This is a genomic window from Marinobacterium ramblicola (genome assembly GCF_019084545.1).
In the GTDB taxonomy this organism is placed as follows: domain Bacteria; phylum Pseudomonadota; class Gammaproteobacteria; order Pseudomonadales; family Balneatricaceae; genus Marinobacterium_D; species Marinobacterium_D ramblicola.
Map to the genome: position 1 here is coordinate 66,177 of NZ_JAHREP010000010.1, position 12,919 is coordinate 79,095.

Genomic DNA, 12,919 nt, shown 5'->3' on the forward strand with positions numbered 1-12,919 from the left:
CTGGAAACCGGGGTACCTGCCTGCAGAATCGGCAAGTACCCCTACCTCAACTGACTATCTTTGCTCCCACGCCGGTTATAGAGCGCATCATCCTTTTCGCTTTTCTCGAGCTCGGACTGGCATTGTATGCACAGGCGCACACCCGGAATCGCCACTCGCCGCTTCTCCGGGATAGGCGCATCGCACTCCTCGCAATGGGTCAGGCTCTCACCCTTGGGGATGCGGCTCTGCGCCCGCTGCACGGCGGACTCCACCGTTGCATCGATCTGATCCTGTACTGCGCCATCTTGCGCCCAGCCACTTGCCATCTATTGCCCTCGACCTGCCTCTATTCATACTCAATGTACGACTTTCAAGAGGCAACTGCATAGCTGAACGCGACATCGGAAAAGCGCATCGCATGCGCCTGACAAGACACATCTGTGCACCATTTACCAACCTGAGGGATACTAGGCCTGCTGCCACAACTCATAAGCGCTCAGAGCATTGTCGGCCGTAACGCTATAATCCAGCTCAGAGGGGAAGTTCAGGACCATATGGTAAAGGAACTCTGCGACAAAGATTCTCTGTGCAACGGAACAGATTGTCAGCAGCCGATTATCGCGCCAGCCATAGGTCAGATGGAACAGCATCTGCTCGAAATAGCACTCGTCCGCGATGGTCTCCAGGCTTAGCCTGACCATCGCCGGCAGGCAGTACTTCAAACCCTCGGCGGCGCAGAAACAGAGGGGATCCCAAGCCGGGCTGCCCAGCTGTTCCAGTCCGATACTGTCCAGAGTGTGTGCAAGCAGCGTCTTGTCATGCTCGGCACATTCACAACAGTGCCGGTAATTTGTGAAATGCTCAGGCTTTTCGACCGCGAATACGCGCTTGGCCTCTGCTATCCAATCCCTGTCCATGCAAAACCTTCTGCTGGTTCCGATGATCAGCCCCAGTCTAGGCTAAATACCGAAGCCCCAACAGCGCTTATCAGATGGCCTGAACCGCGCTTTCACACCTAGATCAGCAGCTGCCACAACGCAAAAGCCAGCCCCAGGCCTGGGTCGCCTGCCAACTCAACAACATGTGAAACCTGAGACGGCTTTGTAAAGGTACGCCGCACGAGCAACCTCCACCGATGGCCGCGAAGGCCGCTCCATCGCTTCCGACGAGCGCCCGAACATCAAACTGAGCCCCCCCCGAAATAGCTTAGCGGAGCCGCCGGTGAAGGCACCAACCCGGAGCCGCTGTTCGCCTCCGCTTACTCCACCTGCTTTATCGGCGCGATGAAGTTCGTCGCAGGCCAGGACAAGATCCAGTTGCCCCTATTCCAACGCCACCTGCGGCAACATCCGCGTCGAGCTGGTGCTGAAGTAAGGCTGCAAGCCCCGCATACGCAGGGCACTGTATGTTATGCCGACATGTCGGTCGCGTCGGTCTTCAACGCTTTTACCAGCACCGACGTATCCATCCGTCCCAGCCCCTGTTGCTGCATCAGTTCGTAGCGCCGATCCACCGCCTCGGTCATCGGCAGGCGTAACCCGTAAGCAGCAGCCGCCTCCATACAGATCCCCAGATCCTTGCGCATCCAGTCGATTGCAAAACCGAAATCGAACTCCCCCCTTGCCATCGTTTCCATACGATTGACCATCTGCCAGGAGCCTGCCGCACCGTGCTGCAGGGTATCGACCACCCTGTCCACCGGCAGTCCCGCCTGTTGTGCCAGCAACAGCGCTTCGCTCAGCCCCTGCAGCACACCGGCGATACAGATCTGGTTCACCATCTTGCAGCGCTGGCCCTGTCCGCACTCTCCCATCAACTGCACCTGCCGCGAGTAGCTACGCATCACCGGCTCGATCCGCTGGAATACCGCCTCCTCGCCACCGCACATGACGGTGAGACAGCCGTTCTCCGCACCGGCCTGGCCGCCCGATACCGGCGCGTCGATAAAGGCGACCTGCGCCTGTTTGCAGGCTGCGGCCAGTTCGATCGCCAGATGGGCCGAGTTGGTGGTGTGATCGACCAGCACCGCACCGGGCTTCATCCCCGCCAGTACGCCGTCGTCACCGTAGATCACACTGCGCACATCATCGTCGTTGCCGACGCAGACAAACACGATATCCGCATCATCTGCCGCCTGCCGCGGTGTCGCAGCGGCCCGGCCTTCGAATTCGGCCGCCCACTTATCCGCTTTAGCCCGAGTGCGGTTGTACACGCTCACCGGGTATCCGTTACGGGCCAGATGCCCCGCCATCGGATAGCCCATCACGCCCAGACCGATAAAGGCTGTCTTCGGTTTCGTCATCGCTACGCTCTCCTTTGCCATCTCTTATGGTCATACAATCGAATATTGATATAGGTTATTTATTTAAAATGACATATGTTAATACGACTGTTAATATCCCTTGGATCCGAGACGGATAGAGTTAAACGCGCCGCTCGATTAGAATCGAAGGCCACTTCAGGGTTGGAAACAAGGATATGAGCGAAGCCAAGTACATCGAGATCGCTCGCAGCATTGAGTCACAGATTGACATCGGTCATTACGCCGAGGGTGACAAATTACCTACCCATCGCGCGCTGGCGGACGAGTTCGGCACCACGCCGATGACCATCGCGAAGGCGTATAAGCTGCTGACGGAAAAGGGACGTATCGAATCCTTCGTCGGGCGCGGCAGTTTCGTCAAGGTGAGAACCGGACTGAAACGGGCGATCCACTCCCGACCGGACGATCGGGAGTGGAATTTTTCCATCCTGCAGCCCTGCTATGCCGAGCATGTAGAAGCGCTACATGAGCAGCTACAGCAGAGTTTTTCCTCACTGACCAACCCGACTTTTTACGGTTACACGGAAGATTCCGGCCTGATCGAACACCGGGCCGCGGGCATGCAGTGGATGCAGCACTACGGTGTGCAGACGCGCGCGCCCGAACAGATACTGCTGACCAACGGCGCGCAACACGCGCTGTCGATTCTGATCGAACTCTATACCGAACCGGGCGATTGCATCGCAGTCGACCGGTGGACCTACCCCGGCATTCTCTCCATCGCAAGCTTTCTGGGGCGACAGGTGGTCGGTGTGGCCATGGATGACCAGGGGATGATCCCGGACGCGCTGACGGAGACCTGCCGTCGCCACAAGCCAGCCCTGGTCATACTAATCCCCTCGCACCAGAATCCGACCACAATCACGCTGTCGCAGCAGCGGCGGGAGCAGTTGGCCGAAGTGATTCAACGCTATCCGCTGTGGCTGGTGGAGGACGACATCTACGCATTTCTGAACACGTCGGCGAACCAGGCGATCACCAACCTGCTACCGGAGAAAAGCTTCTGCATCAGCAGTCTGTCCAAGGCGGTGAGCCCCGGCCTGCGCTGCGGTTACTTGAAGGCGCCACAGAGCCAGGTGGAGAAGCTGGCCGCCTATATCCGTGCCACCGTCTGGCTGCCACCACCGCTGATGTTCGAGGTAGCCGGCAACCTGATCGAATCGAACCAGGCATTTGAGATGGCACGAAAGCAGCGGGAGATCGCCCGCCGCCGACAGCGTCTGGCTCGCAGGATTCTGGGCGGACAGTCGTACTGCGCTCAGGACACCAGCTACCACCTGTGGCTGCAACTGCCCGGCGACTGGCAGGCGGATCAGTTCGCACTCACCGCCAGGGAGCGGGGAATGCTGGTCAGCAGCGGCGCCTATTTCAACACCTGCGCAGACGAGACGAAATCGGTTCGCTTGTCGCTGATCGCCATCAGCGACGAGTCCGAGCTGGAGCGGGGCTTGAAGGCACTGGCCAACCTGCTGGAACAGGAGAGCGGCAGCGGACCGACCGGTTAGGGAAATCCAAGCTACGACTTCCAAAGCCCGATATCAAACCGCCCCACGTAGCCCGGTTCATCCCGGGTCAGCTGCATCATCAGGTGGCTACCGCCGCGTCGAAAGATACCGTCGCGGTCGTTACGCACGGTGCGCGGCCCCATGTCGGCGTAGGGTGGCTGTGCGTGAACCCGGTCGGTGACGGCGTCGTCGAAGTAGAGCTGCGAGGTGAACTCAAGGCCCTGCTGGGATTGGGGATCGGTGCGGATCTTGAAGTGAATATGCACGGTGCGCCCGGGATACCAGCCGGGGTAGATCGTCAGGAAGCGGGCAATACCGTCGGCATCGGTGCTCTGATAGCCGCGCAGGAAGCGTTGGCCACGGGTGTCGAACCGGCCGTTGATATCGCGCACGTCGGAATAGACGCCCTGTGCATCGCATTGCCAGAGATCCACCACGGCGCCGTCGAGCGGCGTACAGGCGCTGTCCTCGATCAGGGAGACGTGAAACTCCAACCGCAACGGCACACCCGGTTTGATCGCGCCGTCGGACGGATCGGAGCGGATATCGCTACGGTCAAGCCTCTCGTCGCGGAAATAGGGGCCCTCTGTCTGTTGTGGTCTCACCACGCATTGAGCCGACGTGCCGTCTTTCCCGGTCGGTGACTGCGCACGCACGCCCCCGACGAAGGGTGCAGTGGATAAGGCCCCCATCAAGCCCAGCAGCTTACGCCGGCTGAGACTGAGCACCCCGCCGGCGCCCTTCGTCGAATCCTTTTTCACCCTCACGCCTCCCGGTTAGGTTGTACAGCTTACCGCCTCACACTATAGAGACTAGCAGCCGGACGAGCCTACAACGTCGTCTGCTTCACCTTTTCGGACTTCCGCACCGGATTGAGCAGGCAGGTCAGCGCCGGTAGCAGGATCAGCGCGCCGAGCATGTTCCACAGGAACATGAAGGTGAGCAGCAGCCCCATATCGGCCTGGAAGCGGATCGGCGAGAACACCCAGAGCACCACGCCGATGGCCAGGGTCAGACCGGTGAATGCCACCGACTTGCCGGTGCTGCGCAGGGTTTCGAAGTAAGCGGTCGGCAGATCCATCCCCTGCTGTAGCAAGGTGTTGAGCCGCGAATAGATGTAGATGCCGTAATCCACCCCGATACCGACGCCGAGCGCAATCACCGGAAGCGTCGCCACCTTGACGCCGATACCGAGCTGCGCCATCAGCGCCTGACACAGCAGCGAGGTCAGCGCCAGCGGTGCGATGATGCAGACCACCGTCTTGATCGAACGGAAGGTGAGCAGGCAGAGCAGGCTGACCACGGCGTAGACCCAGAACAGCATCTTGTACTGCGCCCCGGCGATCACCTCATTGGTGGCGGCCTCAAAACCGGCGTTACCCGCCGCCATCAGGAACTGGATGCGGTCGCTGTTGTGCTGCTCGGCAAAGGTATCGACGGCGGCGGTGAGACCGGCCAGCGTCTCGGCCCGGTGGTCCGCGAGGAAGACAATTACCGGCATCAGCGAGCAGTCGTCATTCATCAACCCCTGGGGTACGTAGCGTAACGAGGAGTTGATCACGTACTGATTGCGGCTGACACTGCGCCACTTCAGGTTGCCCTCGTTCAGACCCGCGGTAACACGCTCGGCCACATCCACCAGCGAGATGCTGCTCTGCACCCCGGGCGTATTGCCGAGATAGAACTGGAACCGGTCCACCAGTTGCAGGGTCTGGAAACTGCTGCACTGTTCGCTGGCGGTTTTCACCATCACCACAAACACGTCGCTGGAGTTGGCATAGTGTGAGGTGATGTAGGCGTTATCCAGGTTGTAGCGCGAGTGCGCACGCAGCTCTGGAGCACCGGCGCTGAGATCGCCGATCTTCAACGACTGACCGGCCTGCACACCGATCCAGGTCAGCATCAGCGCAACGATGACAGCGATAAGCGCACCGCGTGGACGGGCAAAGCGGGTCAGAGCCCGCCAGACCACGACACTGTGCTCCTTGCCATGACGCGCCTTGTGGATCGCTCGCGCACCGACACCGGTCCAGGAGATCAGCAGCGGCAACAGCAGCAGGTTGGTCAGCACAATCACCATGACGCCGAGAGCTGCGGCCACCGCCAGATCCTGAATTACCTGGATATCGATCACCATCAACGTAACGAAGCCGAGGCCGTCGGAGAGCAGTGCCGTGAGCCCGGCGATATAGATAGTGCGGAACGCCAGCCGCGCGGCATCAAATTTATTGGCACCGGCTGCCGCCTCGATTCTGACATTGTTGACCACCTGTACGCCGTGGCTGACACCGATGGCAAACACCAGAAAGGGCACCAGCATCGAGTAGGGGTCGAGACCGTAGCCGAGCAGATGCAGCAGGCCGAGCTGCCAGACCACCGCCACCACCGAGCAGAGCAGCGGTATCAGCGTGCCGGTCAGGCTATGCGAGTACAGATAGAGCAGCACCATCGTCACCAGCAGCGCAATACCGAAGAACAGCGCCACCTGCACGGCACCGTCGATCAGGTCACCGACCACCTTGGCGAAGCCGGTGATATGGATGCTGACTTGGTCGGAGCTGTACTTGTCGCGTACCAGCGTTTCGAGCTGCTGCGAGAACTGCTGGTAGTCGAGCCTGTTGCCGGTTTCCGGATCACGGTCGAACAGCGGCACCTGGATCAGCGCCGAGCCGAAATCGTTGGCCACCAGGCGGCCGACCTGCCCGGAGCGCAGGATATTGACCCTCAGCTGCTCCAGCTTTTGCGGCGAGCCATCGTAGCCCTCGGGGATCACCGGGCCACCGACGAAGCCCTCCTCGGTGACCTCGGTCCAGCGCACGTTCGGGGTCCAGATCGACTGCAGCGCCGAGCGATCAACACCGTGGATGAAGAACAGTTCGTCGGTGATCTCCTTCAGCGTCTGCTGAAAATCGGCCTGCAGGATATCCCCCTCGCTCGGCGCCACCACCACGCGGATGCTGTTGCCGAGACCTGCCAGGTCGTCACGGTACTGCAGATAGTTGGCGACCCAAGGGTGCGAGGTGGGGATCATCTTGACGAAGCTGGCGTCGGGGCGGATCTGTACCGCTTGCCACCCCAGCAGCAGTGTCACCAACAGGAATAGTAGCGCTATCGGAAGGCGGAAGCCGAACAGCAGGCGCTCAAGCAGACGTTCGCTGGCCTTGATCGGCGCCAGCAGTGCACTGTCCAGGCGGCTCATTGCGCACCTCCCTTCAGTTCGATCTGGCTCAGCCCTCCCTCGCCGACCAGCCAGAGCCGGTCGTGCAGCGCGACAGCGGCGGTAAAGCTGCGCCGATTGGGTACAGCAAGCGCGGAGAACCCCTCGCCTTTTTGCGCCAGCAACAGGCCGCTCTGGCCGAGCACGTAAAGCCGCCCGTGATAGTCGATGCCGCTGTTCAGCGTGGCATCGCCAGGCACCGCTTGCGCCTGCCACTGGATGCCGTCGTCGGAGCTGAACAGGTGACCGCGCAGCCCCATCAGGTAGAGCCGATCACTTTCGCTGATACCGAACAACGAGCCCTGGTAGGGAGACTCGGCCCACTGCCAGAACTCGCCCCTATCGTCGCTATAGAGCAGCAGCCCCGCCTCGCCAGCGATCAGCAACCGACCGCTGCGGCTAAGCAGGATCGTATTCAGGTGCAGGCGGTCAGGGTTGGGCAGGCGGTAACCGATGCTTTGCCAGTGCTCACCACCATCCTCGGTCTCGAACAAAGCTCCGTAAGAACCCAGTGCAAAGCCATGCTGATTGTCGGTAAACAGCACATCGAGCAGCACCGGCATGGCGCCCTCCTCAAGCGCGAACTGCACGTCCTCCAGTTGGTACTGCCAATCGTCGAGCTGCTGCGTGTCGATATTGTCTGCAGGGGCGTCGATCAGCCCCTGCAGGGTGTCGCGCTGCAGTTCGACCAACTGCAGCCCCGAACGCTGCAACTGCCAGCTGAGTCCGCCATCGCGACTGTGCAGGATGGTGCCATCATGGCCCACCGCCCAGCCCAGCTGGGCGTCGCTGAAACTCAAAGCGGTCAGCAATACGGAAACCGGTGTCTTCGCCTGCTGCCAGGAGGCGCCCTGATCGTCAGAATAAAGAATCGTCCCCTGCTCACCCGCCGCAACCAGTCGCTCGCTGCCCGGCGGAATCTGAATATCCAGCAACAGGGAGCGGGTGGCGTTTACGGAGGTTAAGGCAGATGCCTGTAAACGGTCGAACTGAGCGGCCAGGCCTTGACCGGCCGTCAACGTCAGTCCGAGCAGGAGCAGAGCAACAGAAAAGGGTTTACGCATGGATTCCCCGGTTTTTATCGTCGTTATCGGGTGAGAATATTCTGATGCCTGAAGCATCGCCAGCGAGGCCAAATACGGCAATGGCAAAACAACGCTGATCCGCTGACATTTTCCGTCACCCTGCTGCCGCAACCTCCCCTTGTAGGGCGTCAGTTGTGCATCAGATGCTGCTGGTAAGCGTCGCTGCGGCGGTACTCGCCCGGTGTCATCCCGGTCCAGCGCTTGAACGAGCGGAAGAATGCAGAAGGCTCGTCAAAGCCCATCAGTTCGGCCACATCGTTGATCGACAGCTGCGGCGATGTCATATAGTGCAGTGCGGCCGCCCGACGACACTCATCCTTGATCGCCTGGTAGGAGGTCTCCTCCTCCAGCAGACGCCGCCGCAGTGTCGATACCGACAGGTTGAGTGCCTTGGCCACCTCCTCGGCACTGGGCAGCTCGCGACTGAAATCCTTGCCGATCAGCGCCACCACCTGCGACTTCAACGACGGGTCATCATTGACCATGGCGATCAGCTGGAAAGGTGCGGTCTTGAGGAAGTTGCGCAGGCTCTCCTCGGTCTGTACCAGCGGTTGATCCAGGTAGCGGGCGGGAAAAACGAAGGCATTTTCGTGCTGCTCGAATTTGAGTTCCGACTGAAACAGCTTGTGGTAGATCTCCAGATCCGCGGGCTGAGCAAAGGTGAAATAGGCGGCCTTCAACTCGATCCGGGTACCGAGCAGCCAACTGATGAAATGGTGCCACATCGACAGCGAGGTACGGATCCGCTCGGGCGGCTCACTGGCCAGAAAGGCATCGAAGTCGAACTCCGCGTTATCGGTGGCGGCAAAGGTGATCTTGGCATAGCGCCCCTTGCGCACCAACACCGGTTTGATCTCGGCACCGCGACAGATCTCGTGAAACGCACTGGCCCGGTAGATCGCCTTCTCCAGCGTCTTACAGTGGATAATCGCGTGGCACATCATGCGAAAGGTGCCGTTGGGCACCTTGCCGCCGCTGAGCATGCCGAAATACTCATCCTGGGCGATATACATGATGCGCTGGTAGAGCGCACCGAACCTCTCCGCACTGAATTCGGTCTGGGATTCGATCTCCTGAGGATCGATACCCACCGCATGCAGCAGCTCGGCGGTATCGAACCCCTGGGTCCGCGCCTGCTGCAACAGATTCCTGACATATCCGGTCGGTACGGTGACGGTCCGGTTCATTCTGGTTCCCCCTGCACTCTCGTTATTCTGCGTTCAATTTAATTCAGACGGATCGCTTTTGTCAGTCAAACTGCACGTGAATGTCATTGTTAATCTACCCTCCGATCCGGAATATGGGCTACAGCCTGGGGAGGCATAATTGCCCTGAAAAAGCAAAAGTCCTTTATATTCTGGAAGTTAGAAACCAAAAACAGGACCGCCCCCAGAGCCTGATAAAAATAACAACCTCTGGTGAACGAAATGGAAATAAAAAACGGCGCCAATACGCCTGCTGGCCGTACCCCTTTTCTGGTTCGTCCTACGACACTGGCATTAATGATCAGTGCCGCGCTTTCACCCACTGCCCATGCGCTGCAGTTCACGCTTGGCGAGATCGAGGGGCGTTTCGACTCCCAACTCTCCGCCGGCGCCAGTTGGCGGGCCACGGATCAGGACGCCGACCTGATCTCGGTAGCCAACGGCGGCAGCAGCAAAGGCTCGGGCAGTTACGATGATGGCGACCTGAACTTCGAACAGGGTGACATGTTCTCCCGCACCCTCAAGGGGGTGCATGAGCTGGATCTTCGCCGTGACAACCTGGGTCTGTTCCTGCGCGGCAAGTACTGGTTCGATTTCGCACTAGAGGATGACAGCCATCCCCACGGCAATACCGTTAACGGCTATACACCCGATAGCGAACTGAGCGACGAGGGTTTTAACGATTACGCCCGGTTCTCCGGCGCCGAACTGCTCGACGCCTACCTGTACGGCAGCTTCGACCTGGGCAGCGAAGCACAATACCCACTCGATCTGCGCCTGGGTCGCCAGGTGGTCAACTGGGGGGAGAGCGCCTTCATTCAGGGCGGTCTGAACAGCATCAGTCCGCTTGATGTCAGTGCAATACGCCGCCCCGGTGCCGAGGTCAAGGATGCCCTGCTACCCACCAATCAGCTGTTCGCCTCCCTGGGGCTGACCTACAACCTCAGTGTCGAGGGGTTCTATCAGCTGGAGTGGGAACCCACCGCCATCGACGGCTGCGGCACCTACTTCTCGACCAACGATTTCGCTGCCCAGGGCTGTAACGGCATTCGTGTCGCCTCCGGCAGTCTGGCCCTGCTCAACGACCAGCAGTACTTCGATACCGCTTTCACCGGCGGTGCGCTCGGCTTCGACCCGGTGGTCTATCGCAACGCCGATGGATACCGCCCGGCGGAGGATGATGGCCAGTTCGGTATTGCCTTGCGCTACTTCGCCGAGAGTCTGAACAGTACCGAGTTCGGCTTCTACGCCACGCGCTACCACAGCCGACTGCCGATCAGCAGCGGCGTGAACACCGACACTACAACTGCCGATCTAAGCGCCATCGGCACTGCGGCAGCAACGCAATGGATCATCAACAACGCCGCCAACCCACTGGCGCCGACACCTGCGGAACTGGCCTCCGCCCAGGCTGCCGGCACCGCGGCCGCCACAGCCGCCGGCACCGCGGCCGTGTTCCAGAGCACCTATTTCACCGAATACCCCGAAGATATCTCGATGCTCGGCCTGAGCTTCAACACCAACCTCGGCGAAATCGCCTGGTCCGGTGAGGTCTCGTTCAAACACGACATGCCGATCCAGATCAACGGCCCGCTGCTGGTCGGTGCCATCCTGACCCAGTTCTCCGGCGGTATCGGTAACTCAGCCGCCGACCAGCGCGTGGCCGATGCCGGTCCCGGCGGCACCGTCAGCGGTTACGAGCGTTTCGATGTCACCCAGATTCAGACCAGCTTCGTCAAGTTCTATGACCGCGTGCTCGGCGCCAGCCGACTGTCGCTGATCGGCGAACTGGGCTGGACCCATATCCACGGCTTCGACGAAGGCCGCGATGCACTCAAGTTTGGCCGCCCGGGTGCCTGGGGCTACACCGCCGGCGACGACGAGGGCTTCGTCACCGCCGACTCGTTCGGCTACGTGGCCCGCGCGGCCCTGACCTATCCCAACGCTCTGGCGGGCGTAAATCTGACCCCCCAGGTCAGCCTCAAGCACGGTATCAAGGGTAACGGCCCGGAACCGGGCGCGGCGTTCCGCGAAGACGAAAAGGCACTGGGGCTGACGCTGACCGCCGACTACCAGAACCGGTACCAGATGCAGATGGGCTACACCACCTACTTCGGTGGCGATTACAACGCCCTGGCCGACCGGGATTACTTCTCACTCAGCGCTTCGGTGTCGTTCTAAACACCGTAGAGATGACCATGCGCAAGGAGACACAATAATGACCATACGCTCCCTACACCGACACATCACGCCGCTGGCCCTGGCCCTGGCCCTGGCCCTGTCAGCCCCCCTGTCGTTAACAGCGACACTCGGTTTTGCAGCCGTCTCGGAGCAGAAGGCCAGCGAACTCGGCAATACGCTGACCCCACTGGGCGCCGAGCGCGCCGGCAATGCCGACGGTAGCATCCCCGCCTGGGACGGCGGTTTGGGACCGAATGGCGACCGCTATACAGATCCCTTCGCCGATGAACAGCCGCTATTCACCATCACCGCCGCCAATGCGCAGCAGTATGCGGACAAGCTAAGTCCGGGACAGCTGGCGATGTTCAAGCGTTACCCGGACAGTTTCCGCATGCCGGTCTACCCCAGCCACAGAACCGCCGCCTACCCCGAGTCGGTTTATGAGCGGGTCAAGTGGAACGCCACCCACACCGAGCTTTCTGACGGCGGCAATGGTCTGACTACTTTCCAGGAGGCGATCCCCTTCCCGATCCCGCAGAACGCGCTGGAGGTGGTGTGGAACCACCTGACCCGCTACCGTGGCGGCTCCCTGGAGCGCACCTTCGTGCAGGTACCGGTGCAGGCAAACGGTGATTTCACCCCGGTCAAGATCAATGAAAAGCTGAGTTGGCCGCAATACCTCGAGGACACTCCCGACAGCAGCCAAACCGCCAATATTCTCTCCTTCTTCGTGCAAGAGGTGCTGGCCCCGGCACGCCTGACCGGTGACGTGCTGCTGATCCACGAGACACTGAACCAGGTGCAACAGCCGCGCCAGGCCTGGACCTACAACACCGGTCAGCGCCGTGTCCGCCGCGCCCCGCAGATCGCCTACGATGCACCGGGGACCGCCTCGGATGGCCTGCGCACCACCGATAACCTGGATATGTTCAACGGCGCTCCCGACCGCTACGACTGGACCTTGGTCGGTAAACGCGAACTCTATATCCCCTACAACAGCTTCAAGCTCGCCGACCGTGAGTTGAAATACAGCGACATCCTCGGCAAGGGTCACCTGGTCCCGGAGCATACCCGCTACGAGCTGCACCGGGTCTGGCAGGTGGAGGCGAAGCTGAAACAGGGTGAGCGCCATGTCTACAGCAAGCGAGTGTTCTTCATCGACGAGGACAGCTGGCAGATCGCCATCGCCGATCACTACGACGGTCGCGGCGAGCTGTGGCGGGTGGCCGAAGCTCACGCCTTCCCCTATCGCGATGCCCAGGTGCCCTGGATCGCCGCAGAAGCCCTGTACGACCTGCAGTCGGGCCGCTACCTGGTGGGCAGCCTGACCAACGAGGAGGGTAAGGGTTTCGATTTCGGCCAGCGCTTCGCGTATAAGGACTTCACCCCTCAGGCGATCCGCCGCCTTGGCCGCTGATTCC

General features: G+C 60.6%; 10 protein-coding genes. 3 read left to right on the forward strand and 7 right to left on the reverse strand.

What is annotated here, in order from left to right; genetic code table 11:
• Nucleotides 1-41: 41 nt before the first annotated feature.
• From KQ940_RS09380 to KQ940_RS09395, 3 genes are all read right to left on the reverse strand, one after another.
• On the reverse strand, nucleotides 42-308 hold the full coding sequence (locus KQ940_RS09380; protein WP_217413244.1) for a DksA/TraR family C4-type zinc finger protein: 267 nt from the start codon (nucleotides 306-308) through the stop codon (nucleotides 42-44).
• A gap of 141 nt (nucleotides 309-449) precedes the next feature.
• Nucleotides 450-899 (reverse strand): hypothetical protein, encoded by a 450-nt coding sequence (locus KQ940_RS09385; RefSeq protein ID WP_217413245.1) that lies wholly within the window; start codon nucleotides 897-899, stop codon nucleotides 450-452.
• Between the two features lie 491 nt (nucleotides 900-1,390).
• On the reverse strand, nucleotides 1,391-2,305 hold the full coding sequence (locus KQ940_RS09395; protein ID WP_343222640.1) for an NAD(P)-dependent oxidoreductase: 915 nt from the start codon (nucleotides 2,303-2,305) through the stop codon (nucleotides 1,391-1,393).
• A 155-nt stretch (nucleotides 2,306-2,460) separates the two neighbouring features.
• Here KQ940_RS09395 and KQ940_RS09400 point away from each other — a divergent pair, with 155 nt between their 5' ends.
• Nucleotides 2,461-3,810: an aminotransferase-like domain-containing protein gene (locus KQ940_RS09400; RefSeq protein ID WP_217413247.1), complete on the forward strand. Its 1,350-nt coding sequence runs from the start codon at nucleotides 2,461-2,463 to the stop codon at nucleotides 3,808-3,810.
• A gap of 11 nt (nucleotides 3,811-3,821) precedes the next feature.
• Here KQ940_RS09400 and KQ940_RS09405 read toward each other — a convergent pair whose 3' ends face one another.
• The 4 genes from KQ940_RS09405 to KQ940_RS09420 form a co-directional block, all read right to left on the reverse strand.
• Nucleotides 3,822-4,571, reverse strand: coding sequence for an intradiol ring-cleavage dioxygenase (locus KQ940_RS09405; protein ID WP_217413248.1), 750 nt, complete (start codon nucleotides 4,569-4,571; stop codon nucleotides 3,822-3,824).
• 68 nt (nucleotides 4,572-4,639) lie between these two features.
• Nucleotides 4,640-7,009 (reverse strand): efflux RND transporter permease subunit, encoded by a 2,370-nt coding sequence (locus KQ940_RS09410; protein ID WP_217413250.1) that lies wholly within the window; start codon nucleotides 7,007-7,009, stop codon nucleotides 4,640-4,642.
• Nucleotides 7,006-8,091, reverse strand: a complete 1,086-nt coding sequence (locus KQ940_RS09415; protein ID WP_217413253.1) for a WD40/YVTN/BNR-like repeat-containing protein — start codon at nucleotides 8,089-8,091, stop codon at nucleotides 7,006-7,008. Before KQ940_RS09415 ends, KQ940_RS09410 begins: the two co-directional genes overlap by 4 nt.
• Before the next feature lie 149 nt (nucleotides 8,092-8,240).
• A complete protein-coding gene (locus KQ940_RS09420) occupies nucleotides 8,241-9,299 on the reverse strand; it encodes an AraC family transcriptional regulator (RefSeq protein WP_217413255.1) in 1,059 nt (352 codons plus the stop codon).
• Between the two features lie 240 nt (nucleotides 9,300-9,539).
• On the opposite strand from KQ940_RS09420, the gene KQ940_RS09425 reads away from it, so the two are divergent.
• Both KQ940_RS09425 and KQ940_RS09430 read left to right on the forward strand, forming a co-directional pair.
• A complete protein-coding gene (locus tag KQ940_RS09425) occupies nucleotides 9,540-11,498 on the forward strand; it encodes a DUF1302 domain-containing protein (RefSeq protein WP_217413258.1) in 1,959 nt (652 codons plus the stop codon).
• Nucleotides 11,499-11,535: 37 nt separating this feature from the next.
• Nucleotides 11,536-12,915, forward strand: a complete 1,380-nt coding sequence (locus tag KQ940_RS09430; RefSeq protein ID WP_217413259.1) for a DUF1329 domain-containing protein — start codon at nucleotides 11,536-11,538, stop codon at nucleotides 12,913-12,915.
• Nucleotides 12,916-12,919: the final 4 nt, after the last annotated feature.